Origin of the sequence: Nocardia sp. NPDC005746 (genome assembly GCF_040630785.1) — a bacterium.
Classification (GTDB): domain Bacteria; phylum Actinomycetota; class Actinomycetes; order Mycobacteriales; family Mycobacteriaceae; genus Nocardia.
In genome coordinates this window covers 1-25,508 of record NZ_JBEXYE010000016.1, presented here as the reverse complement: position 1 = coordinate 25,508, position 25,508 = coordinate 1, and the positions used below count along the sequence as shown (strand labels likewise).

The following is a 25,508-nucleotide window of genomic DNA, read 5'->3' as shown; positions in this document are numbered from 1 at the left end:
GCCATAGCCATTCGCGATGGCTACCAACGGGGGCGGCGGGAGGTGAATTCCGCCGGCGCCGACGCGGTCCCGGGGGACCGCTCTGCACGAGGGCTACCGCGACGCAAACGCGGCAGCGGCGTCTCCGCTACTCCGGCGGCACCGTCCCATGGTCGGGCAGTACCGCCACGGTGGCGGTCTGTGCCCACGGCTCGGCGGCCGCGGTGGGGGCGTCGAGTACGACGGCCCGAAGATCCTCGAGCGGAGCCGGATCCAGCTCGCCGAGGCGATCGGCCTCGGCGAAGACGTGGGTGACCCACTCGTCGGCGAGTGCGTCCGACGGTTCCGTACCGGGCTCGGCGGGCACCAGCACCACCGACGCCCCGACCGCTCCGGCCGCGACCGCTTCGATCATGGCCAGCGCGGAATCCGCGGCGCCGTGATGGAAGGTGCGCGATTCGAAGGTGAGGTCCAGACCGCGGGCGCGGTCCACGGCGGCCGCCAGACCGTCGTAGGTGAGCGTCCCGTCCGCCGACGTGCGGGCCCGGTCGTCACCGCGCAGCGCGCGAATCCGGTTGGCGTAGGTGACCGGTCGCGCCGATTCGGCCGCGACCTCGGCCGCGGTCTCCGGATCGTCGAGCACCACCCAGTCGATGCCGCGCACGCCCTCGGGCGCGCGGCCGGCGGTGATGCCGACCTTCACGTCCTGGCCGGGCGTCTCGGCGGCGGCGAACGGCACCATCATGGTGCCTGCCTTGAGCACCGCCCAGATGGCGACCACCTGGTCCACGCCGCGGTCCAGGCGCAGCACCACTCCGGTGCCGGGTCCGCTGCCGCGGGCGATGAGCACCCGGGCCAGCCGCGAGGAGCGGGCGTCGAGTTCGGAGTAGGTGAGCGCCTCCTCGCCCCACACCAGCGCGGGGCCGTCCGGGTCGTCCTCGGCGGCGGTGGTGAGCAGCTGGGACAGCGCCGCACCGCGCACGGCGAGCCCGGCCGGTTCCGGCGCGGACTGCGACATCGCCTGCACCGCAACCGATTCCGCGGCGTCGAGCAGTTCGATGTCGCCGACCGGCAGCTGCGGGTCGGCGGCGACGGCGGTGAGCATCCGTTCCAGCGCCCGGCCGAACGACGCCATCGAGAATTCCTCGAACAGCTCGGTGTCGTAGTTGAGGATGACGGCCAGTTCACCGGTGGCGCCGTCCACGCCGGGGCGCGGTTCGACGCTGATCTGCAGATCGAATTTGGCGGTGGCCAGGTCGGTGTCGACGGCGGCCACGGTCAGGCCCGGCAGTTCGAGCACCGGGGTCTCGGTGTTCTGCAGCGAAAGCACCACCTGGAGCAGCGGATTCGCGGTGGTGCGGGCGGTGAGCTCGGAGACCCGTTCGAACGGGATGTCCGCGTGCGCGAACGCCGACAGGTCGGTCTCGCGGGCCCGCTCGACCAGCTCGTCGAACGAGGCGGCCGGATCCACGTGGGTCCGCAGCGTCAGCGTGTTGACGAACATGCCGACCAGATCGTCGAGCGCGCGTTCGCCGCGGCCCGCGACGGCGGTGCCGAGCACGACGTCGGTGCTGCCCGACAGCCGCGACAGCCAGGCCGCCACCGCCGCGTGCACCACCATGAACAGCGACGCGTTGTGCTGGCGCGCCAGGCGATTCAGGCCCGTGTGCACCTGCGGCGACAGCGTGAAGTCGAGCAGCGCGCCACGCATGGACGCCACCGCCGGGCGCGGCCGGTCCAGCGGCAGCATCGGGCGATCGGGCAGTCCGGCCAGCTGATCGCGCCAGAACGCGATCTGCGCGGCGGCCGCCGAATCGGCGTCGTCCTCGAGGCCGAGCGCGGCCCGCTGCCACACCGCGTAGTCCGCGTACTGCACCGCGAGCGGCTGCCAGGCCGGGGCCTCGCCCGCGGCGTGCGCCAGGTACGCGGTCATCAGGTCGCGGGCCAGCGGCGCCATGGAGGCGCCGTCGGCGGCGATGTGGTGGGCCACCAGGACCAGCAGGTAGTCGTCCGGGTCGTCGCCGGTGATCAGCCGGATCCGCACCGGAACCCGCTGCGCCACATCGAATCCGGTGCCGACCAGCGCGCCGATCCGGCCGCCGATATCGGTGGACCGCTCCACCTCCAGACCGTGCGGCAGCACGTCGGCGACCGAGAGGATCTCCTGGAAGGCGGGCCCGCCCGGCGTCGTCTCCGGGTAGCGGGTGCGCAGCACCTCGTGGCGGGTGAGCACGTCCTCGACGGCGTGGCGCAGGGCGGGCACATCGAGTGCGCCGGTGAGCCGGATGACCATCGGGATGTTGTAGACCGGGGAATCCGGGTCGAGCTGGTTGAGCACCCACATGCGCTGCTGCGCCAGCGACAGCGGGACGCGGGCGGGCCGCTCCCCCGCCACCAGTGCCGGCCGCGCCCCAGCGCCCGCGCCGGGCACGATGCGCGCGGCGAGCCCGGAAACCGTTGCGGTCTCGAAGATCTCGCGCACAGCCACCGTGGTGTCGAGAGCGGCGTTGATCCGCGCCACCGCCCGGGTGGCGATGAGTGAGTTGCCGCCCAGTTCGAAGAAGTCGTCGTCGGCGCCGACCCGGTCGGTGCCGAGCAGCTCGCCGAACACCCCGGCCACGATCTCCTCGATCGGGGTCGACGGGGCCCGGAAGCTTTTGGCCTCGAACACCGGGGCCGGAAGCGCCTTGCGGTCCAGCTTGCCGGAGGCGTTGAGCGGGAACTCCTCGAGCACCACGACGGCGTTGGGCACCATGTACGCCGGAAGTGACCGGGCCAGACCGGCTTTCAGCTCCTCGGGGGTGGTGTCGGCGGCGACGGCGTAGCCGACCAGCTGGTCGCCGGTGTGCGCGTCGGCGCGCACCACGACCACCGACTGCGCGACGCCCGGCTGCGCCAGCAGCGCGGCCTCGATCTCGCCCAGTTCGATGCGCAGACCGCGCAGCTTCACCTGGAAGTCGGTGCGGCCCAGGTACTCCAGCTCGCCCTCGGCGGTCCATTTCACGAGATCGCCGGTGCGGTAAAGGCGTTCGCCCGTACCGAACGGGTCGGCGACGAAGCGGTCCGCGGTCAGGTCCGGGCGCTCGACATAGCCGCGCGCCAGCTGCACACCTGCCAGATACAGTTCGCCCGCGACCCCGGCCGGGACCGGGTTGAGACGGGAATCCAGCACGTAGACACGGGTGTTGAAGACCGGCCGCCCGATCGGCATCGACACCGTGTCGGCGTCGACCGCCTCGTGATAGGTGACGTCGACGGCCGCTTCGGTCGGGCCGTACAGGTTGTGCAGACGCGCGCCGGTCAGCTCGCGCAACTGCCGCGCGGTCGGCGCGGGCAGCGCTTCACCGGAGGCGAACACCTGACGCAGGCTGTGTCCAATCTGTCCCTCCACTTCGCTACCGGGCGGGTTCGCGGCGCTGAAGGTCTCGTTCTTCCCTCCGCTTCGCTCCTCCCCCGCTCCACTCGGTCCAGAACGAGCGCTCCGCCACCCCGCGCTTGCGCCGCGAACCAGTGCGCCGGTCTCGCCCAGGGCGGAGACGAACATCGACAGCATGGACGGCACGAAATGCGCGGTGGTGATGCGCTGTTCGGCGATGATCTGCGCCAGGTAGACCGGGTCGCGGTGGCCGTCGGGCTTGGCGATTACCAGGCGCGCACCGGTCTGCAAGGGCCAGAAGAACTCCCACACCGACACGTCGAACGTGGCCGGGGTCTTCTGCAACACAGCGTCTTCGGCGGTCAGCGCGTATTCGTGCTGCATCCACACCAGGCGGTTGACGATGGCGCGGTGCTCGACGGCGACGCCCTTGGGGCGGCCGGTCGAGCCGGACGTGAAGATGACGTAGGCGGTGTGCTCGGGGCGCAGCGGTCGTACGCGCTCGGCCTGGGTGATCGGCGCGCCGCTGAGGGCCCGCGCCGACGCCTCGGCCCGTTGGACCGACAGGGTAGCAACATCCCTTGCCCCGGCCTCGAATTCGTCCGCCTCGGCGATGAGCAGCAGACGCGGCCGCGCGGTGTCGAGGATGTGGCCGATGCGGTCGGCGGGCTGGTCCGGGTCCAGCGGCACGTAGGCCGCACCGGCCTGCAGCACCGCGTACATGGCCACGACCAGTTCGGTCGACCGCCGCAGGGCCAGGGCCACCAGCGATTCCGGCCCGACACCTTCGGCGATCAGCAGTCGCGCCAGGCGGTTGGAGCGCTCCGCGAACTCACGGTAGGTCAGCGTCTCGTCCGCGAAGACCAGTGCGACGGCGTCCGGGGTCGCCGCAACCTGGGCTTCGAACCGCGAAATCAGGGTCGCCGCAGCGCCTTCGGGCAGTGTGGCCGCCACGTCGAAGCCGGTGGCGTTCCAGTCGGTCAGCACCCGCTGCCGTTCCCCGGCGGAGAACAGCGCCAGATCGCCGACCGGGGCGGCCGGGTCGGCGGTCAGCGCGGCCAGCACCCGCTGGAAGCGGTCGGCCAGTTCGGCGACCGTGGCGGCGTCGAAAAGGTCCATGGCATAGGAGAACTCGGCGGCCATGCCGGTGGCGTCGCCCCGCTCGTCGTGCGATTCCTGCAGGGTGAGCTGCAGGTCGAACTTGGCGAACGGGATCTCCAGGTCCGCGCCCGCCACCGTGAGGCCGGGCAGTTCCAGCCGGGTGGGGGCCATGTTCTGGAAGGTCAGCATGACCTGGAACAGCGGGTTGCGGGCCTGCGAGCGGGCCGGGTCCAGCAGTTCCACCAGGCGCTCGAACGGCACGTCGGCGTGGCCGAAGGCGCGCACGTCGTTCTCGCGCACCGCCGCCACCAGGTCGGTGAAGGAGGCGGCGGGGTCGATGTCGCTGCGCAGCACCAGCGTGTTGACGAACATGCCGATCAGGTCGTCGAGTTCGGCCTCGCCGCGCCCGGCCACCGGGGTGCCGATGGCGATGTCGCGGGTGCCGGAGAGCCGGGCCAGCAGCACCGCGAGCGCGGTGTGCACCACCATGAACAGCGTGGTGTTGTGGGTTTCGGCGAATCGGCGTGCGGCGGCGTAGATCTCGTCGTCGAGCCGGAAGTTGTGGTTGCCGCCGCGGTAGGAGGCGACCGCGGGCCGCGGCCGATCCCAGGGCAGCACCAGTTCGTCGGGCAGGTCGGCGAGGTTCTCGCGCCAGTAGGCGATCTGGCGGGCCAGCAGCGAGTCCGGGTCGTCCTCGCTGCCCAGCGATTCCCGCTGCCACACCGCGTAATCGGCGTACTGCACCGGGAGCGGGGCCCACTGCGGAGCGGCCCCGTTCATGCGCTGCGCGTACGCGGTGACCAGGTCCCGGGCCAGCACGCCGATCGAGACGCCGTCGGCGGCGATGTGATAGATCGCGGCGACCAGCACGTGCTCGTCGGGCGCGAGGCGCAGCAGGCGCAGGCGCAGCGGCGGCGCGGCGGTGACGTCGAAGCCCGCGCCGACCACCTCGGCGACCCGGTCGGCGATCTCCGCGGCGTCGATCTCGGTGACCGGCAGTTCGGGCAGGGCCCGCGGGTCGGTGGCGGGCAGCACCTGCTGGAAGCCCTCGCCGTCGACCTCGGGGTAGATGGTGCGCAGCACCTCGTGGCGGGCGACCAGGTCCGCGGCGGCGGCGCGCATGGCGTCCACGTCGAGGGCGCCGGTGAGCCGCACCGCGAGGGGCATGTTGTCGACCGCGCTGTTCGGGTCGAAGCGGTTGAGGAACCACATGCGCTGCTGTGCGAAGGACAGCGGCACCCGGTTCGGGCGGGGCAGCGAGCCGAGCGCGGGCCCGGTGGCGGCCGGGGCCTTCTCACCCTCGAGGCGGCGCGCGAGTTCGGCCACGGTGGAGCCGTCGAACAGCACGTGCACCGGCACCCGCACGCCGAGGGCGGTGCCGATGCGGGCGGCGGCCTGGGCGGCGAGCAGCGAGTTGCCGCCGAGTTCGAAGAAGTCGTCGTCCGCACCGACCCGGGCGTCCGGATTGTCGGGAATCAGCAAGGCGGCGAACACTTCCGCGATGACTTCCTCGGCGCGGGTCGCCGGGGCGCGGAACTCGCGGGCCGCGAACACCGGCTCCGGCAGCGCATTCCGGTCCAGCTTGCCGACCGGGGTCAGCGGAATCTCGGCCAGCACCACGATGGCCGTGGGCACCATGTACGCGGGCAGCGACTCGCCGACGTGCGCGGCCAGCGCCGCGGTGTCCACGGTCACGCCCGGGCGGGGCAGCACGTACGAGACCAGCGCGGTCGCGCCCGACGGCAGCGCCCGGCCCAGGGTCGCGGCGAAATCCACGTCCGGGTGTGCGCTCAGGGCATTGTCGATCTCGCCCAATTCGATACGCAGACCGCGGATCTTGACCTGGAAGTCGGAGCGGCCCAGATATTCGATGACGCCCGGCTGCTCGGATTCGGCCGGATTGCGGCGCACCAGGTCACCGGTGCGGTACAGCCGCGAACCCGGGGATCCGGCGGCCTCGCCGAACGGGCTCACCACGAAACGCTCGGCGGTCAGGCCGGGACGGCCCTTATATCCCTGCGCCAGTGCGGGTCCCGACAGGTACAGCTCGCCGACTACGCCGTCCGGCACCGGCCGCAGCCGCGAATCCAGCACGTACGCACCGACACCCGCGATGGCGGCGCCGATGGTGATGGGCTCGCCCGGCAGCAGCGGGGCGCTGGAGGTGGCGAGAATGGTCGCCTCGGTGGGGCCGTAACCGTTGAAGAAGGAGCGCTGATCAGTCGCCCAGCGCGACACCAGTTCCGGGCCGAATTTGTCACCGGCCACCACGACGGTGGTCAGCTCGCTGAGCCCGGCCGGATCCACCGATTCCAGCGCGCCGGGCGTGATGAACACGTGGGTGACGCTCTCGCGGTCCAGCAGGTCGGCCAGTTCCACACCGCCGAAGACACCGGCGGGCGCGATGACGAGGGTCGCACCCGCGGTGAAGGTCAGCAGCAGTTCCAGCACCGAGACGTCGAAGCTGGGAGAACAGACGTGCAGCACCCGCGAATCCGCGGAGACCGCGTAGTGCTCACGCTCGGCGGCCACCAGTCCGGCCAGGCCGGTGTGGGTGACCACCACGCCCTTGGGCTTGCCGGTGGAACCGGAGGTGTAGATGACGTACGCGGGGTGCTGCTCGGTGAGCGTGCCCACCCGGTCGGCGTAGGAGATCGGGTGGTCCGGGTGCGCGGCGATGCGCTGCGTCTGCGCCGGATCGTCGAGTTCGATCCAGGTGGCGGCGTCGCCCAGGCCCGCGCGGTACTCCCGGGTGGTCAGGCCCAGCACCGCGCCGGAGTCGGTGAGCAGGTGTTCGATGCGGTCGGCCGGATACGCGGGGTCGACCGGCACATAGGCCGCGCCGGTCTTGGCGATGGCCCAGACCGCCAGCACGGATTCGATCGAGCGGGTGATGCCGATGGCGACCATGTCGCCCGGGCCGACCCCGCGGGCGATCAGTTCCCGGGCCAGCTGCGAGGAGCGCGCGTCCAGCTCGCGGTAACTGATCTCGCGCTGAGCGGCCGGATCCCCGGTCGGGTTGAAGCGGATGGCGATGGCGTCGCCGGCGGATTCGACCGCCGCGGTGAGCAACTGCCCGAAGAGTGGGCTGCCGGACCGACGCCGACGAGTACCGCGAGCTGTACGGCGGGCAGTATCCATACGCGTGCATTCACCTCTCGGGTTGGTCTTTTCCGCAGCCGAAGACACTCGGCGGACCCACGAAAACTGACGTCTGTTCCCGGGACGTCAAAAGGTCAGCGGACGGAAACAATCATATCGATGCTCGCGAACTGCCCCGAGCTGCCATGCATGATGAATATCGCTGACCAGCGAGAAGTGTTGCTATGAGGTGACTTGCGCCACAGACCCCTAGAGCCAGCCGCGGCGTGTCGCCTGCACTCCGGCCTGGAAACGGGTGCTGGCGCCCAGCCGCTCGAGCAGACTCGCGGTGCGGCGCACCACCGTTCGACGCGACAGGCCCAGCCGGCGCGCGATGGTGTCGTCGGTCGCGCCCATGCTCATCAGGGTGAGAATGGCCTTGTCCCGATCGTCGAGCGCCTCGGACGGGTTCACCGAGATCGGCGTGGCGGTCAGCCACAGCGCGTCGAAGGTCTTGACCAGCAGGTCCAAGGTGGGCGACGGGCCGACGCGGACGCCCATGGGGTCGCCGCGGCGCTCGTCGGTGTGCAGCACCAGCACGGCGCGCCGATCGTCGGCGACGATCAGCTTCATCGGCGGGTCGGCGAGCGTGCGCGCCTGCGCGCCAACGGCGTTGGTGGCCAGCACGTGGCGCAGCCGCTCCGGATCCTGGTAGATGGTCTCCTGGTACAGGGTCCGGTAGTCGATGCCGGCCGCGATGCGCGAGGTCTTGAGCTCGAACATCCGCTCCTCGGTCTCCACATCGGAGAGGAACGGGCCGCGTTCCACCACCTTCACGGTGGCGTGCGCGGTGTGCTGCAGGTCCTCGAAGTCGGCCAGCAGCTGGCGGCGCTCGTAGACGGCCACCACCGCACCGTCGGCGTCGGTGGTGCGACGCACCGAGCGGAAGGTCTCCCCCAGGCGCGCGGCGGCCGACTGCATTCGCAGCATGTCCTGATTACGGCGGCGAGTCTCGGCCTCCGACAAGGCTTCCGGGGCGTGCGCGTCGAAGCGCACCACGCCGTTGCCGTCGGTGAGCCGGACCACGGCCTCGAGCTGGCACAGCGCCTCCAGCGCGGACTCGGCCACGCGGGGCGGCACGGTCAGCCGCTCGGCCACCTCGAGCGCGGTCGAACGCGGGTGCTGAACCAGCACCGCGTAGGAACGGCCGTGCACGGAGGCAGGGTCGAAGAGTTCGTCCAGTGTCGTCACCGCACCCACCGGCAGACGCCGGTCCGGAAATCGCCCGGTCATCGCGGGGGCCGGTGAACGATCTACTGGTCCGGTCCCCACTGCTGCTGCATGAGAACGCCCTTGCTGGCTAGCCATGGCAGCGGATCCATCTTGTTGTCGGCGGCGTCCCAGATCTCGAGGTGCAGATGGGGACCGGTGGAGTTGCCGCGGTTGCCCACGGAGGCGATGACATCGCCGGTGTTCACGCGCTGACCCACGTTCACGTACATGTCGTTGACGTGTCCGTAGACCGCGGTGGTGCCGTCGTCCTGCTTGACGCGCACCCAGAGGCCGAAGCCCGAGGCCGGGCCGGCATCGATGACCGTGCCGCCCATCACCGAGTGGATGGGGGTACCGATCGGGTCGGCGAAGTCGATGCCGTAATGCATTGCGCCCCAGCGCATGCCGAAGCCGGAGGAGAGCTGGCCATTGACCGGCTTCACCACGCCCGGGCCCGGGTTGAGCTGCTGCTGGAGGGACTTCAGAGTCTGTTCGGCCTGCGCCAGCGGGGCGGAGATCTCCGGCGGCAGGTTCTGCAGGCCGAAGGGGGCCGGGTTCGGCGCGGGGGCCGCGACCGGGGCCTCGGGGGCGGGCTCGGCGATGGGGGCCGCCACGTCCTTGGCCTGCTTCAGGTCGGTGGTCGCCGCGACGGGGGCGACGTCCTCGGCGACCGTGGCGGCCTTCTCGTCGTGCGTGGGAAGCAGCGGGGCGGCGTGCGCGAGAGCGGGGACCAGCTGCGATCCGGTGCCGATGAGCGCACCGGCCGCGACCGCGAAACTGGCGGCGGTCTTGATCTTGTCGGTGGCGGCGGGCTCGGCCCGGTGCCGCCTGCGCGAGGTGACGCCAGTGCGGACAGCACCGGAATCACCAAGCAAATCCATGACTGATACGGAGTTCGCGGTCGTTCGGTGATGCGGCACTGCAAGTCCTAGCGTTCGGAGGGTCCGGTAACGATTCGGCATCGCTGTGATGGAAACAGTACTCGCTTGTGACCATTTCGCAACCTTCTGTGCGATAACGCCAGCTCGAGCACTCGAACCCTTGATCACAAACCGTAACCGAAAAGGCACAATGGTGAGATGGTTCTCGACGAGTTGCGTACGCCGATCGTCCTGGCACCCATGGCCGGGGGGCCGTCCACCCCGGAGCTGGCCGCCGCCGTGACCGACGCGGGCGGGCTGGGCTTCGTCGCCGCCGGATATCTGCCGGTGAGTGAACTCGCCGCGCGGATCGCCGCGACGCGAGCGCTCACCGCCGGCGCGTTCGGGGTGAATCTCTTCTATCCCTCCGAACCGAGCCCGGCCGATCGGTTCGAGACATATGTCGGCGGCCTGGCCGCCGAGTTCCCCGTCGGCGAGCCCCGCTACGACAGCGACGACTGGGACGCCAAACTCGACCTGCTCACCGCCGACCCGGTCCCGGTGGTGTCGACCACGTTCGGCTGCCCGTCCGCCGCGGAGATCGCGCGGCTGCACGCGGCCGGGACCGAGGTGTGGGTGACGGTCACGACCGTCGCCGAAGCGCGCCAGGCCGTGGCCGCGGGCGCGGACGTGCTGATCGCGCAGGGCGCGGAAGCGGGCGGGCACCGCGGCGTGTTCGTCGATGATCCGGCCGACGATCTCACCGACCCCCTGGGCCTGCTGACCCTGCTGCAATTGCTGCGTGATGCCGTGGACGCCCCGATCGTGGCGGCGGGCGGGATCGCGACCGGCGCGGGCGTGGCCGCCGCGCTGTCGGCCGGAGCGGCCGCCGCGCAGCTGGGCACCGCGTTCCTGCGCTGCCCCGAGGCGGGAACCGCGCCGGTGGTGCGCGCGGCGATCGTCGCCGACACCCCGACCATGCTGACCCGCGCCTTCACCGGACGACGGGCGCGCGGACTGCGGAATCGATTCCTGGTGGAGCATCAGGACGCTCCGGTCGCCTATCCCGAGATCCATTACGCCACCGGGCCTTTGCGGGCGGCGGCACGGGCCGAGGGCAATGCCGACGCGGTGAATCTCTGGGCAGGTCAGGCGCATGCGCTGACGCCGGAGCTACCGGCGGGCGAGCTGGTCCGAACCCTGACCGCGGACGCGAAAAAGGCTCTGGAGCGGGCACTTTCGTCACGAATCCAGACTTATTGACAACGGATTCCATCTACAATCGGCTGACACCTTCCGCCATCCCATGAGGAGAGCGTTATGTCACTCGACGTACCCACCGCACTACTCGAGCGCGCCGAACGCGGTGAAGTCAGCGACGCAGAGTTCGTCGAATGCGTCCGTAACTCGCTGCCCTACGCCTACGAGGTCGTCAGCCGGGTAGCCGACGATCTGAGTTCCGGCACGGCGGAATACGCCGACAACACCATCGCGCCGCCGGACGAGACGGCCCGCGGTCAGCTGTTGCGGGCCATGGCCTCCGATGCCATTCGCGGCGGCCTGGAGCGTCATTTCGGCATCAAGCTCGCCTTCCAGAACTGCCACCGGGTCGCGGCCTTCCCGCTCGCCTCGGTCGGCGGCGACACCTACTCCACCTTCATCTCCACCCGGGCCCAGCTGCTCAACCAGAGCCCGGAACTGCGCAACTGCTGAGCGCCCCATCCGGATTCGGCGCGACCGCGACCCGGTCGCGCCGATTCCGCGCTACCGCCGCGCCCGGAACCGGCGCACCTCCAGCACCGTCACCCAGATCGATCCCGCGAACGGCGCGACGAAGATCAGGTACGCGATCAACGTCTCCAGCCAGCCGTCGAACCCTTCGGAGAACGTCACCGCCAGCACGCCGACGCTCATGATCCCGAAGAACAGCACTACCACCCCCAGCACCGCCCACCACACCGGCTGCCACGGCCGAATCCCCTCCCGCCGCACCGGCTTCGCCACCGCCCCGCCATGACCGGCGGCATAGGGCGACGCGAAGCCCATGGCCCCGGTCATCAGCTGCTCGACCCGCCCAGCCGAACCCATGCCGCCCGGCAGCCTCGCCACGCCCGCCGCGATCCCGCCCGGCAGCGGCGCAGCGCCCCCAGCCATCACTCCCGGCGGCGGCGTCGCACTCCCACCCATCACGCCGGGAAGCGGCGTACCGCCCGAACCCATGACACCGGGAGGTGGCGTTGTGCCCGAGCCCATTCCAGGCGACACGCCTCCATTCGCGCCCAGGCCGGTCGGCGGAAGTGCCCCACCCGCGGCGATTCGGCTGGGCGGTGGAGTCGCACCCGCACTGAACCGGCTCGGCGGAGGTGTTGCGCCCGAAGGGTTTCTGGTTTGCGGCGCCGGTGCCGGACCTGCTGCCGAGCGGCCATAGGACGCCGGGCCGCCCGGCCCGAGGCCCGGTGCCGAACCGGGGCCAGGGCCTGATACCGAGCCAGAGCCTGAGGCTGGGCCGGAGCCGGGGTCTGAGGCCGAGCCCGAACCCTGGACTGGGCTCGACCCGAGGTTCACCGATCCCGGAGGCGGGGTGTAGGGCGCGTACTGGGATGCGGGCGTGGGAGTGTGGTTCGGGAAGCGTTCCGCGCCATCCCATTTCGCGGTGGGTTCGGCCCGGCGGTGCGGGGCCTGACGCGGGACCGGGGTCGATTCCAGGGCGGTGCGGGCGGCGGCGGCCAGCGCGCCCGCGGAGGAGAAGCGGTGGTCGGGATCCTTGGCCATGCCGCGCGCGATGACGGCGTCGAGGGCGGCGGTGACCCGGGGGTTGCGGTCGGCGGCGCGGGGCGGGTCGGTGGTGAGGTGGGCGGCCATCTGCTGGACCGGGTCGGCATGGGCGAAAGGTTTCGCGGCGGTGAGGGTTTCGTACAGCAGGCAGGCCAGGGAGTAGACGTCGGAGCGCAGGTCCTCGGTGCCGGAGTAGCGTTCGGGCGCCATGTAGGCCCAGGTCCCCACGGCCACACCGGTGCCGGTGATGGTGGCCTGGCCGACGCCGCGGGCGATGCCGAAGTCGATGAGGTAGGCGAAGCCATTGGGCAGCGTGAGCACGTTGGAGGGCTTCACATCCCGGTGCACCAGCCCGGCCTTGTGCGCGATGTCGAGGGCCTCGGCGACCTGTGAGACGAGTTCGACAGCCCGCCCGGGCGTCATCGCGCCCTCCGCGCGCAGGGTCTTGCCCAGATCGGAGCCGTCGATCAGCTCCATATCGATGTAGAGCCGTCCGTCGAGTTCGCCGAAGGCGTGGATGGGCACCACGTGCGGCCCGCGGAGTCGGGCGGCCAGCCGGGCCTCGCGTTCGAAGCGCCGCCGGTAGTCCTCGTCGGCGGCGAGTTCCGCGGGGAGCAGTTTGAGGGCCACTTCCCGTTCCAGCCGGGTGTCCTCGGCCAGCCACACCTGCCCCATGCCGCCGCGACCGAGCAGCTCGACGAGCCGATAGTGGCCGAGATTACCTGCCCCCGGCACCTGTCCTCCCCTGGCTCGACCGCGTACTGCGATGCTCAGCATACGGCGCGGTCCGCCGGAAGGGCAGGTGCCGGATGCGCCTGCGGCTCAGACCTCCTGGAGTTTGCGCTTGAGCACCTTGCCGGTGGGGTTGCGGGGCAGTTCGGCGAGGAACACCACCTCGCGCGGCACCTTGTACCGGGCCAGGTTGTCCTTCACGAACTCCTTGACCTCGGGCTCGGTGCACGACTGGCCGTCGTGGACGACGACGAAAGCCTTGAGCCGCGCGCCGAATTGCGCGTCGGCGACCCCGATGACGGCAGCCTCCCGCACCGCCGGATGGGTGTAGAGCAGTTCCTCGACCTCGGCCGGGAAGACGTTCTCGCCACCGGAGACGATCATGTCGTCGTCGCGGCCATCGATGAAGAGCCGTCCGGCGCTGTCGAAGTGGCCGACATCGCCGGAGGACATCAGCCCACGGATGACTTCCTTGTGGCCGCCACCCGTGTACCCCTCGAACTGGATGGTGTTGCCGACGAAGATCCGCCCGGTCGCACCGGTCGGCACCGCGCGGCCCCGCTCATCGAGGATCTCCACCCGCGCCCCCAGCACCGGTTTGCCCACGCACCCTGGCTCATCCGCGAGATCGGCGGGCGTAGCGATGGTGGCGTAGGCGACCTCGGTGGACCCGTACAGGTTGTAGACGACGGGCCCGAACGCCGCCGTCACCTCCCGGCACAGTTGCGCGCCGAGCTGGGATCCGGCCACGAACACGATGCGCAGCGCGGACAGGTCGCGCCCGGTCAGTGCCTGCCCGCCCAGATCCATCATGCGCGACAACATGACCGGCACCACGATCAGCGTGGTGGCCCGGTGCCGGGCCATGGAGTCGATGGCGGTCTGCGGGTCGAAGCGGCGACGGATCACCAGCGTGGAGCCGAAGCCGAGGCTCAGCATGGCCATGGCGAAGCCGAGGGTGTGGAACATGGGGGCGCAGCATTCGGTCACCTCGTTCACCCGGAACGGGACCTTGGACAGCAGACCGCCCAGGGACAGCAGCGATTTCGGTTCCGCGCGGGGCGCGCCCTTGGGGGTGCCGGTGGTGCCGCTGGTGAGCAGGATGATCTTGGGTTCGGCCCCGGGCGCGGGCGGCGCGTCGGGTGAGCCGGTGGCGATGAGGTGTTCGAGGCTGTCCTCGCGCGGCTCCTCGGTCCAGGCCCGGTAGCTGCCGCGCTTGGGGTGCACCTCGCCGAGCAGTTCGGCGTACTCGTCGTCGTAGACGAGCAGGTCGGTGCCCTCGCGGGTGGCGACGTCGCGGATCTGCGGGGCCGCGAAATCGGTGTTGAGCAGGATGATCCGGGCCCCGCACTTGGCGGCGGCGAAGATGGCGTCGAGTAGGCCGCGGTGATTGCGGGCCAGCACGGCCACGCCCTCACGGGGTTTCAGCCCGCGTTCGCGCCAGGCGTTGGCGAGCCGGTTGGAGCGGTCCTCGAGTTCGGCGAAGGTGAGTTCGCCCAGTTCGTCGATGACGGCGGTGCGGCTGCCGTAGCGCGCCGCGGACAGCCGCAGCCCGGCGGCCAGGGTGCCGTAGCGCAGCATGGCGGTGGCGGCGGCCAGCAATACGGCCGGGGATTCCAGTCGCGCCAACCCGGCTTCCATGGCCAGGCGCGCGGATTCGGCCTCCAGGTAGGCCCGCTCCCCCACCGACTTGATCAGCCCGAATGTCATGCCTGACCGCCCTGTTTCGATTCCACCCCGGACCTCCTCGTCCACCCCTGCGGATTGCGGGCATCTGCCCTCAAACTAACCGTACGGACCCGGGACCGCGACCGGAACTGCCTATCATGGCGACCGTGACAGATCCGTTGTCGGCGAATCGGCGGAACTGGGATGCCCGCGCCGGCATCCACGCCGCCAGCCGTTTCTACCGTGATCACGATGCGAGCTATTGGTTCGCGCCCTTCGAATGGGATGTCCTGGGGGATGTGGACGGCCTGGATATCGCCCATCTGCAATGCCATCTGGGCACGGAGACAATCGAATTCGCGCGCCGGGGCGCTCGCGCGGTGGGCCTGGACTTCTCGCCCGAGTCGGTGCGGCACGCCCGCGAATTGGCCGGAGACGCCGTCGAATACGTGTGCGCTGACGTATACGACGCGCGAGAGGCCCTGGGCGCGAAGAGTTTCGACATCGTCTACACCGGCAAAGGCGCGCTCTGCTACCTGCCGGACCTGACCCGCTGGGCGCGGGTGGTCGCCGACCTGTTGCGGCCCGGCGGGCTGTTCTATCTGGTGGAATTCCATCCGCTGCTGCACGCGCTGGGACCCACGCCGCCGCCGGAGATCGACCCGAGTCAGCTCGTCCTGCACGACGACTATCTGGCCGGGCGCGGGGCGCAACGCCGCGACAGCGCGCACACCTATACCGACGGCCCGGACCTCACCTCCGACACCACCGCCTACGAATGGCGGCACGGTCTCGGTGAGGTGGTCACCGCGCTGCTCGACGCGGGGCTGCGCATCACCGGACTGACCGAGACCGACACGCTGCCGTGGCCGCGCTGGCCGCAGATGGTGCCGACCGAGACCGGTTGGTGGCGCCTCCCGCCCGCGGATCCGATCGTCCCGGTGCTCTACGGATTGAGCGCGGTCAAGACAAATAGCCACAAGCTATTGACCGGCGATCCCTACGGCGAGACAATTGAATTCACACCGGAACACCAGGGCGAGCCATAGTGTCTGACGAGACGTCGAAAGACATGGGTGGCATGTTCGAGGAATCCGGCCAGGCCCCCGGCAAGCCAGTCGGATGGAGAGTAATCAGCGACGACTGATACTCCGAATTCGATGGAGACTACCGGGGACTGATCTGTTTATGGGGGAATTCGAGCCGGTCAGGCACCTTTTTCGAGCCGCATCCCGACGGGATGCGGCTCGTGCCGTATGTCGGCCGCCTCTTTACCGCTGCACGGGTGCCTTGCTCCAGCGCGACGCGGGAGCAAGGCACCGAGAGCGGTCAGGACAGCGTGACGACGGTCAGCGAGCCCTCGGCGTGCTGGGCGCGCAGCCGCTTCTTGTCGAACTTGCCGACACTGGTCTTGGGCACCTCCACAATGAAGGCCCAGTGCTCGGGCAGCTGCCATTTGGCGAACTTCGGCGCGATGAAGTCACGCAGCTCTTCGGGTTCGGCCGCGGAGCCGTCGGTCAGCACGATGGCGACCAGCGGACGCTCGTCCCACTTCTCATCCGGGATGCCGATGACGGCGGCCTCGGCCACGGCCGGGTGGCCCATGACCGCGTTCTCCAGGTCCACCGAGGAGATCCACTCACCGCCGGACTTGATGACGTCCTTGGAGCGGTCGACCAGGGTGAGGTAGCCGTTGGGGCTGATCTTGCCGACATCGCCGGTGCGCAGCCAGCCGTCGTGGAACTTGTCCGGGTCCACCTCGCCGCCGGACGGCGAGTAGTAGGAGCCGGTGATCCACGGGCCGCGAACCTCCAACTCGCCCAGCGCTTCTCCGTCGTTGGGCAGCACCGAGCCGTCGTCGGCGACCAGGCGGGCCTGCACGCCGGCCGGGAAGCGGCCCTGGGTGTAGCGGTAACTCCAGGCCTCGTCGCCCTCGGCGCCGGCGGGCGGGTGCGCGACCGAACCCAGCGGGGAGGTCTCGGTCATGCCCCAGGCGTGCAGCAGCTTGACGCCGTGCCGCTCCTGGAAGGCCTGCATCATCGACGGCGGCACGGCCGCGCCGCCGACCACGCAGGTGCGCAGGTGCGAGATGTCCTGTGGCTGCGCCTGCAGCCCGGCCAGCACGCCACCCCAGATGGTGGGCACGGCGGCGGCGAAGGTGGGCTTGACCTCGGCCATCATCTCCAGCAGCGGGGCGGGCTGCAGGAAGCGGTCGGGCATGAGCACATTGGCGCCGGACATCATGGCGGCGTACGGGATGCCCCAGGCGTTGGCGTGGAACAGCGGCACGATGGCGAGCACGGTGTCGGAGGCGTCGAAGCCCATGCCGTTGGGCGAGATCACCTGCATGGCGTGCAGCCAGTTGGACCGATGCGAGTAGACGACGCCCTTGGGGTCGCCGGTGGTGCCGGAGGTGTAGCACATGCCGGCCGCGGAACGCTCGTCGATGACCGGGAAGTCGTAGCTGTCGGACTGGGCGTCGAGCAGCTCGCGGTAGGAGTGCACGGTGACGCCCTCGGGAGCCTGGAGCGCGGCCGCGTCGCCATTGGCGACGATCACGTGGCGGACGGTCTTCAGGTTGGGCAGATATTGGGCGAACATCGGCAGCAGCGAGCCGTCGACGATCACGACCTGGTCTTCGGCGTGGTTGGCCACGAACACCAGCTGTTCGGGGAACAGTCGGATGTTCAGGGCGTGCAGGACGGCGCCCATCGCGGGGACCGCGATGTAGGCGACCATGTGCTCGTTGTTGTTCCACATGAAGGTGCCGACCCGGTCTCCGACGCCGATGCCCAGGTCACGCAGGGCATTGGCGAGCCGGGCCGCGTCCTGGCCGACCTCACGATAGGTCTGGGTGCGCAATCCGTCGCCGGTCCAGGTGGAGACATGACTGTCGCCCTGGAAGGTGGACGCGTAGCGCAGCAGTGTCGCCAGCGACAGCTGCTCGTCCTGCATGGTGCTCAACATTTCCCAACCGCTCCTTGCATGTGCCTACGAGTGACGTGAACTGAGTCACTTGCGGCGAGCCTAGCCGAATTCGGACATGAGCTGCGAGGAAGTCGTCCCGGGGCGGGGGACGAGGTCTCGGGCTGCGGACGACGAACCCCACCCTCGTCGTCCGCAGCCCGTCGCCGACCCGCCGCCGCCCAACACGACGACCAGCCGGCCCCGCGGTCCTGATCAGCGACTCGGCGCGCTGACGACGCCCCCTGCGGCGGCGCAGAATAGCCAATCACTAACCAGGACAAGCAAATTGGAGCAAAGACTTCCGTGAATATAGGGAGTGTGACACCGGGCTGTCCAGTCGGGGACAGCGTCGCAGGTCAGACCGCGCTCACTGACCCGGACAGTGCGCGGTGAGAACGGCATTCGGGCAACTATCGGCATCCGAACCCTGGGCCACAACCCGCCGTGGCCGAAAATACCGATTCGCTGACCGGCGATGTCTGCATGACCAGCGGTAATGCGCTCTACCGTTGCTGGTATGCAGCGGGAGCCGTCCATTCTGATCATCGGTGCCGGATTCGCCGGACTGGGTATGGCGCTGGAATTGCAGCGCCACGGCCTGACCAACTTCACCATTCTGGAGAAGGCCGCCGACCTCGGCGGGGTCTGGCGGGAGAACACCTATCCGGGCGCGGCCTGCGATGTGCCGTCGCCGCTGTACTCGTGGTCGTTCGAGCCGAAATCGGATTGGCCGCGGCGGTTCTCGCAGCAGGCCGATATCCACGCGTACATGCGCGCGGTCGCGGAGAAGCACGGTCTGCCGGCCAAGATCGAGTTCGGGGCCGAGGTGGTGGACGCCGAGTTCGACGAGTCGAGCGCGATGTGGCGGGTCCGCACCGCCGACGGCGTCACCCACCTGGCGGATGTGCTGATTCCGGCGGTCGGACAGCTGTCGCGACCCGCGATGCCGAATCTGCCCGGCATCGACTCCTTCACGGGCGCGGCGTTCCATTCGGCCGAATGGGATCACTCGGTGGATCTGACCGGTAAGCGGGTGGCCTGCATCGGCACGGGAGCCAGTGCCATTCAATACATTCCGGCGATCCAGCCGAAGGTCGACCACCTCACTTTGTTCCAGCGTTCGGCCGCGTGGGTGCTGCCCAAGTTCGACGTCGAGTACACGCCGCTGCATCACGCCCTGTTCGAGTACGTGCCGGGCGCGCGGCTGGCCGAGCGGTTCGCCATCTGGACGTTCTTCGAGGTGATGGCGTTGGCGCTCAACGATATTCCGGCGATCAAGACCCCGGTGATCGCCATCGCCGACCGGCACCGCGCCAAGCAGGTTCCCGATGAGGCGCTGCGCGCCAAGCTGACCCCCGACTACGCGGCGGGCTGCAAGCGCGGCCTGTTCTCCAACGAGTACTTCCCCGCCCTGTCGCAGCCCAATGTGACGGTGGAGACCACCGCCATCGAAGCGGTGACCCCCAACGGAATTCGCACCGCCGACGGTGTCGAGCACCCGGTCGACGTGATCGTCTACGGCACCGGTTTCAAGGGCACCGAGTTCCTGGCCCCCATGCACATCTACGGCCTGCAGGGCCGCAAACTGGCCGACGAGTGGTCCCCCGAGGGCGCCCGCGCCTTCCTGGGCATGTCGGTCCCCGGTTTCCCGAACCTGTTCCTCATGTACGGCCCCAACACCAACGTCGGTTCCGGCTCCATCATCTACATGCTGGAGTCCCAGTCCCGCTACATCCGCCAGGCCATCTCCTACCTGTCCCGCCGCCCCGGCCGCTACCTGGCCGCCACCCCCGAGGCGGAACAGTCCTGGGACGACTGGCTGCAGCGCCGCCTGAAGGACACCCCCTGGAACTTCTGTTCCAGCTGGTACCGCAACGCCTCGGGCCGCATCACCAACAACTGGCCCGGCGCCACCCTCCTGTTCCGCTGGAAAACAACCAGATTCACCCCCGCCGACTACCTCGAATCCGAAGCCTCCCGCCGCTGACCCAGCGGATGCGACCCCCGAGCCCCCAACCAGGTAGACTGCCGACGACCCGGCCACGGCCGGGCGGTCAGCCCTCGTAGCTCAGGGGATAGAGCACCGCTCTCCTAAAGCGGGTGTCGCAGGTTCGAATCCTGCCGAGGGCACACCATCAACGCCGCAAGCGGCCGACGTCCCCGGCTGAGCACAGTGATCAGGCGGCACTGCGATGTGACGCGGGCCTTCGGGTGGGCCGCGCAGGTCGCGCTCGTCTCGTGTCGGCGGAGGCGGCCCATCGCTCCCGTTCGATCCGGGCCCTGATCGCGCCCACGCTGTTTTCCGGGGGTATTCGCTGCGGCCAGAGCGCGGCCCGAAGCAGCGCGGCGCCGGGGACCAGGAACGCCACTATCCATCCCCAGAAGAGCGCGGTCTCGTGGCTGACCAGGTTGGCGATCATTTCTCCAGTTCCTCACTTTCAAAATTCGTTGCACGCCAAGAAATTTCACGGAGACTCGGATGCTCCACGGCGATGACGGCCACGCCCAGCGATTCGAGGGCCGAGACGTCGGTCTCCCAGTTCGCGCAGCTGCGTCAGGTACTCATCCATCGGCACAGGCCACCCGTCCGCCCCAACCACAAACCACGACCCATCCGAGCGCTGGAGGTAGCGACCTTCGGGCTCGATACCGGGCGGTGCGGATTGCCCTGCGGGCCGCGCCTTTCGGCGGCTCATCGGGCGTACCTCCTGAACTTCGTGGTCCAAGCCGCGCGTCCCCTGGGGGTGATCGACCAGCGGGATGCGTACGGAGCGGCCATCACCAGGCCGCGTGACTCCAGTTGCCCGATCGCCCGGCGCGCAGACCACCCGGTGATCTGAGCCTGTTCGCTGATCTGGGCTGCGGTCAACATCCCGCCGGGCGTGAGCACGCCCAGCACCGCCGCCTCCGCCACGGACCCGGTCGCCATAGCTACCCGAGCCGGACGGATTGGATGAGCATCGATGATTTTCGGACCCACACGACAACCCCCTAGCCATGAGTTCGGATGTTTACCCCCTCTAAACTCGAAGATCGGACGGTTATAGCCTGGTTTAGAGGGGGTAAACAGGAGCATACGCCGACCGGATGTCCCCCGTAAAGGGCCTCTAAACTCGTACGCGTGGCTACCGCCGAGGAGTTCGAACACGTCCGAAACGACCCGGACCCCATTCGGCGTGGTCAGCGAGCCGCCGAGCTCATGATCATCTACCAACAGCGCGCTACCGAACTTGCACGCCTCCGAAAGGCCGCCGTCGAGGAAGCCCATCGAAATGGCCTGAGCTACACCGAGATTGCCGATCGACTCGGCATCACCAAAGGGCGCATCAGCCAGATTCGATCTACCGCCCCCGGGCCCGAGCGCGCCTTCTTCGGAGTTGGCCCCGTGGCCGTGGGCATCCCCCGACGATTTGGGTTCGGGGAGGGGCGTGAGCGCCCCTTCTTCGACGCGAACGACGAGGCCACCCGCGAGGCCATCGAGGGCACGCTGACACGGCTTTCACTGGCCAACAGCCGATTTGCGATCGATCCAGACATGTCCGAGCCGCCCGCAGGTGACTCGGTGATCATCTGCGGGCCGAAGTCCGCGCCTATAGGGCAACATCTGCTCGATGCCGATCCGGTGCTCGACTTCGAGCGCACCGAGGAAGCCTGGTGGATCACCGATGCCCGGAGCAGCAACCGGCACCGCTCTCCATACCGCCGCGATAGCTCGGTTCGAACTGACCTCGGCTACTTCTCCCGGCGACAAGACGCGGGCCGCGTACTCGTTCACATCGCGGGAATCACCAGCATCGGATCGCTCGGCGTGGCGCATTGGTTGGATCGGAATCTGAGCGAGGTATTCAGCTCGTCCTCGACATTCATCAGCGGAGTAGTCGAATGCGACTTCGACGCTTACTTCGCCGTGACCGACAGCCGTTTGGTCGTCGGCCCATACTCGGAGCGCTCATGAAGGTCGCTACGGCTCAGCTTCCCGCGCTGGCGGACGAGGATCGGGTACTCGTCACCGATCACGGCGTGATTGTGCTCGACGGAGCGACCGCACATGACCCAGCCATGCCAGCCGCTCACGAGTACGTGGATACCCTTGGCGCTGAGCTCCGGAGTCGTATCGACCGCCCCGGGGATCTGCGAGGCATTCTCGCCGAAGCCATTGCCGCGACTGCGGATCACCTCCAGCTGCATTCCGGCATCGCCCCATCGAGCACGGTCGCACTGCTTCGGGTCTGTGACAACATCACCGAGATCCTCACTCTCGGCGATTCTCCGGTGATCGTCGGCCGAGCGGACAACGGCTTTGACATCGTCACCGACACCCGCCTCGACGACCTCCATCTGCCAGAGTCCACGCAGTACCGAAACAGGCTTGCCTCTGGCAGCGGCTACGACGAAACCCACCGCGGCCTACTCCGAGTGCTTCAACGCAAACAACGAGAGCGCCGAAACCACGCCGATGGCTACTGGATCGCCGAGACCGACCCCGACTCCGCATATCACGCCGTAACCGCCCGCTACCCAGTTGAATCAGTCCCGTGGGTCGTGCTCGCTACCGACGGAGCCGCAAGCCCCCTCGCACCAATGGAGACCTCTTGGCCGGACATCGCGAAGATGGACGCCGCCGGACTCCGGCAACTCCTCGAACGTGGTCGACATTGGGAAGCCAACCACGATCCAGATGGCCAGATCCAGCCACGTTCCAAGCGCCACGACGACATGACCATCGCCGTCGCCTTGCCGTAACCCCTTGCGGCCGCCCCGTCTCCCCCAGCTTTGACTCACCCCCCTTACTGAGGGCGGGCCAATACGAGGAGGTTGAGAGGAATAGGCAGGCGGCCAGATCGAGCGATCAGCGGCATGAGCGGATATTCGAGTTCTGGGGCTTCATCGTGTTGAGTGGGGTGATGGGTCTGGCGCGCACGGGAACTCGAATTCTCGACGTTGACGGCGAGCGCTTCAGATGGGTCGTCGCACCTGACGACGAACCTGGTCTCGCCATCGTCGTCGAGATCGCCGAAGGCCAGGGACAACGCATGGTCACCTGGGTAGACCACGGCACAGTCATCACGCCCGGTGTGGTCGCGGAGATCATTCGCAAGGCTCTCCGCAACGGATGGACTCCGAAGCAGCGAAATCGACAGATCACCTACCGCGTTCAAGATGCCAAGTTCACAACCTGGCCACCTCTGGCACCATGAACCGCTCACTGCACTGAATTCAGCATGAGCGTGCGCTCCGCGCCGCACCAGGTTCCGGCCGTCGGCGCCTCGCGCTGGCCGGTTCGGTCAGCGCGATCAGCGGCAGATCAGTGCGTTCGGCCGGCCTGACCCGGCCGGTCCGAATGGCCTTGTAAGCGGCTAGTAAGAAACTGGTGTCAGGATCGGATCCCGGCCAGGATCAGGTCCAGGTGCCCGGTGGGAAGCTCCCTTTATGCGGCTGCCCACCATCTGAATCGGTGTGGCTCTCTCATGGCTTGCCTTCCACCGGTCACCGTGCAGGGAGTGGCTGAAGAGGGGTCTGCCCCATGCTCGTACTAGCGGTGCCCTCCCGCACGGACACCACGGTTCACGCACACGGGAGGCACGGCGATGACCGTCATCATCGGGATGGACCCACACAAACGCTCGGCCACCATCGAAGCCATCGACCCGACCGGACGGATTCTACTCACCGGCCGATACAGCACCGACAACACCGGATACTCGGAAATGCTCACTGCTGCAAAACGATTCACCGACCGGGTATGGGCGATCGAAGGCTGCAACGACATCGGCCGCCACCTGGCTCACCGTCTCGTTCACGACGGCGAATCCGTGATCGACGTGCCCGCGAAACTGTCGGCGCAGGTGCGGGTCTTCTCCACCGGCAACGGCCGCAAAACCGACCCGGTCGACGCCCACTCCGTCGCGCTGGCCGCGTTGCATTCCCAGAATCTGCGTCGCGTCCACGCCGATCCGGAACTGATCGCCCTGGGCATGCTCGCCGACCGCCGCGACGAACTCGGTCGCGCCCGCACCGAAACCCTCTGCCGGCTGCATCGGCTGCTGCTGGAATTGATCCCCGGCGGCGCCAAAGTGTTTCTCTCCGCCCGCCAAGCCCGTGAGTTGATCGCTGCGATCACACCCTCGGACGCGGCCGTCCGGATCCGGTTACGTCTGGTCGTCGAGCTGATCGAGGATCTGGAAACCACCGACCGCAAAACCAGGGCCGCCGACAAAGAACTGCGGCAACTGGTCATCGAACGCGGATGCACCCTGATGGATCTGCACGGGATCGGGCCGTCCTCCGCGGCAAGGCTTTTGGCTGATGTCGGTGACATTCGGCGATTCCGCGACCGGGACCGGTTCGCGTCTTGGAACGGCACCGCACCCCTGGACGCCTCCTCCGGCAACCAGCAACGCCACCGGCTCTCCCGCGCCGGCAACCGCAAGATCAACCGGGTCCTGCACATCATGGCCATCGTTCAACTACGAACCCGCACCACCGCCGGCCGCGCCTACTACGACCGCCGCAAAACCGGCGGAAAGACCTCGATGGAAGCAATCCGCGCCCTCAAACGACGACTCTCCAACGTCATCTACGCCCGGATGCTCGCCGACCACCGCCACCGCGAATGGGCAGGCCCGGGCGGGCAATCGGGAACGACTCCTGACTCCAGCGCGACCGGCTTCAACCCGCACACCGATCCTTCGGACAAGCCACATCCCGGACCCGCCCTCAAGGCTAACCCCACCTCCTCACCGACGTCTTGACATAGAGGGGGAGCCATGAGCGGATATCGTGCATAACCCAGGATTCGATCACTCGGTCAGTGTGGCCAGCACCGCAGAGGTGTCGTGGTAGTACGGGCGGAACTCGGTGATCAAGCCATCTCGAAAGCTGATCCATTGCAGTAGTGACGTTTTCAATGTAAGGCCGGTGCGTCGTGCGCGCAGTCGGCCGCGGCTGTAGACCACGACCCGATTCTGATCGCTGAGGAACTGCTGCTCGTCGAACCACAGACCGTCCCAGTTCTCGCCCATGGCCGCAATGAACTTCCGGAAGCCCTCGTGCCCACGCCATTCGCCACCGTAGGGCAGGCTGGATGCCTGGTACATAACGACGTCCGAGGCCAAGTGCGCGGCCATCTGCTCGAACTTGGCACCCTCGGTGAGGTAGGCAGCCTCGGCCGCATAGAAGGCCCGCAGAGTTGTCATCACATCAACTGACATTCTCCCGATCCTCACAGCGACCGGTTCTCCACGCTGGCGGGATTCTGACTTCGCAATTCGAGACCGGTGCCAGTGTCCACATTCACGATCATCGGCAGAAGCGGACGTTTCGCCGGCCTCGGATCGGCACGGTCAGTTGATCTTCCGATGCCCCGTGCTGGACGGTTCGGTCAGCGCGGTATGCGGTGTGAGCGGACGCTTCTGTGTATGTCGTACGCCTCTGGGGATCGCTAGGTCGCGATGCCCATCGCCCAGAGGCACCCAGCCTTGATCCAGTTCCAGCACGGTCCCCGGCAGTAGCGGACGTTCCGGAAGCACGAACGCCCCGAGATGATCTCGGGGCGTTTGATCTTCAGCTGGACCGTGCCGGCCGCTCCGGACCGACCCGTGAGCGGCAGATCAGTGCGTTCACAGGCTCGAGTGGAAGGATCCTCGTATGGGCGAGCACTTTGAAACATCGGCGGTGCCGCGGTGACCACGGTTCTC

At 68.6% G+C, this 25,508-nt stretch carries 15 protein-coding genes and 1 tRNA gene; 9 read left to right on the top strand and 7 right to left on the bottom strand.

Translation table 11 applies throughout. The annotated features are described in order from the left end of the window. Positions 1-127: 127 nt before the first annotated feature. The 3 genes from ABZ412_RS26465 to ABZ412_RS26455 all read right to left on the bottom strand — a co-directional run bounded on the left by ABZ412_RS26465 (position 128) and on the right by ABZ412_RS26455 (position 9,690). On the bottom strand, positions 128-7,597 hold the full coding sequence (locus tag ABZ412_RS26465; protein ID WP_357285034.1) for an amino acid adenylation domain-containing protein: 7,470 nt from the start codon (positions 7,595-7,597) through the stop codon (positions 128-130). A 210-nt stretch (positions 7,598-7,807) separates the two neighbouring features. After that, complete coding sequence (locus tag ABZ412_RS26460; protein WP_357285031.1) at positions 7,808-8,788, bottom strand: helix-turn-helix transcriptional regulator; 981 nt, start codon at positions 8,786-8,788, stop codon at positions 7,808-7,810. A gap of 62 nt (positions 8,789-8,850) precedes the next feature. Further along, positions 8,851-9,690: a M23 family metallopeptidase gene (locus tag ABZ412_RS26455; RefSeq protein ID WP_357285028.1), complete on the bottom strand. Its 840-nt coding sequence runs from the start codon at positions 9,688-9,690 to the stop codon at positions 8,851-8,853. 198 nt (positions 9,691-9,888) lie between these two features. Here ABZ412_RS26455 and ABZ412_RS26450 point away from each other — a divergent pair, with 198 nt between their 5' ends. After that, entirely contained in the window at positions 9,889-10,932 is a 1,044-nt protein-coding gene (locus ABZ412_RS26450; RefSeq protein WP_357285025.1) for a nitronate monooxygenase, read from the top strand. Between the two features lie 57 nt (positions 10,933-10,989). Further along, a complete protein-coding gene (locus ABZ412_RS26445) occupies positions 10,990-11,382 on the top strand; it encodes an SCO5389 family protein (protein WP_357285023.1) in 393 nt (130 codons plus the stop codon). Between the two features lie 51 nt (positions 11,383-11,433). Here the strand turns inward: ABZ412_RS26445 and ABZ412_RS26440 are convergent, their stop codons facing one another. Continuing rightward, complete coding sequence (locus ABZ412_RS26440) at positions 11,434-13,179, bottom strand: protein kinase (RefSeq protein ID WP_357285020.1); 1,746 nt, start codon at positions 13,177-13,179, stop codon at positions 11,434-11,436. 87 nt (positions 13,180-13,266) lie between these two features. Beyond that, positions 13,267-14,886, bottom strand: coding sequence for an acyl-CoA synthetase (locus tag ABZ412_RS26435; protein WP_357285018.1), 1,620 nt, complete (start codon positions 14,884-14,886; stop codon positions 13,267-13,269). A 125-nt stretch (positions 14,887-15,011) separates the two neighbouring features. On the opposite strand from ABZ412_RS26435, the gene ABZ412_RS26430 reads away from it, so the two are divergent. Further along, a complete protein-coding gene (locus ABZ412_RS26430) occupies positions 15,012-15,893 on the top strand; it encodes a class I SAM-dependent methyltransferase (RefSeq protein WP_357285015.1) in 882 nt (293 codons plus the stop codon). Between the two features lie 280 nt (positions 15,894-16,173). Here ABZ412_RS26430 and ABZ412_RS26425 read toward each other — a convergent pair whose 3' ends face one another. Further along, entirely contained in the window at positions 16,174-17,811 is a 1,638-nt protein-coding gene (locus tag ABZ412_RS26425; protein WP_357285011.1) for a long-chain fatty acid--CoA ligase, read from the bottom strand. A 517-nt stretch (positions 17,812-18,328) separates the two neighbouring features. On the opposite strand from ABZ412_RS26425, the gene ABZ412_RS26420 reads away from it, so the two are divergent. The 6 genes from ABZ412_RS26420 (at position 18,329) to ABZ412_RS26395 (ending at position 24,563) form a co-directional block, all read left to right on the top strand. Continuing rightward, positions 18,329-19,798 carry an NAD(P)/FAD-dependent oxidoreductase gene (locus ABZ412_RS26420; RefSeq protein WP_357285008.1) on the top strand — a complete coding sequence of 490 codons (1,470 nt, stop codon included), beginning with the start codon at positions 18,329-18,331 and terminating at the stop codon, positions 19,796-19,798. Between the two features lie 70 nt (positions 19,799-19,868). Continuing rightward, a tRNA-Arg gene (locus tag ABZ412_RS26415) sits at positions 19,869-19,941 on the top strand. 991 nt (positions 19,942-20,932) lie between these two features. Continuing rightward, positions 20,933-21,766, top strand: coding sequence for a sigma-70 family RNA polymerase sigma factor (locus ABZ412_RS26410; protein ID WP_357285005.1), 834 nt, complete (start codon positions 20,933-20,935; stop codon positions 21,764-21,766). Continuing rightward, the gene (locus tag ABZ412_RS26405; RefSeq protein WP_357285002.1) at positions 21,763-22,554 is read left to right on the top strand and encodes a PP2C family serine/threonine-protein phosphatase; all 792 of its coding nucleotides are present in this window, start codon (positions 21,763-21,765) and stop codon (positions 22,552-22,554) included. The genes ABZ412_RS26410 and ABZ412_RS26405 overlap by 4 nt, the downstream gene beginning before the upstream one ends. Before the next feature lie 161 nt (positions 22,555-22,715). Further along, a complete protein-coding gene (locus ABZ412_RS26400; RefSeq protein ID WP_357284999.1) occupies positions 22,716-23,009 on the top strand; it encodes a hypothetical protein in 294 nt (97 codons plus the stop codon). Positions 23,010-23,399: 390 nt separating this feature from the next. Further along, positions 23,400-24,563: an IS110 family transposase gene (locus tag ABZ412_RS26395; RefSeq protein ID WP_357284996.1), complete on the top strand. Its 1,164-nt coding sequence runs from the start codon at positions 23,400-23,402 to the stop codon at positions 24,561-24,563. 48 nt (positions 24,564-24,611) lie between these two features. Here ABZ412_RS26395 and ABZ412_RS26390 read toward each other — a convergent pair whose 3' ends face one another. Further along, positions 24,612-25,022, bottom strand: a complete 411-nt coding sequence (locus ABZ412_RS26390) for a nuclear transport factor 2 family protein (protein ID WP_357284993.1) — start codon at positions 25,020-25,022, stop codon at positions 24,612-24,614. Positions 25,023-25,508: the final 486 nt, after the last annotated feature.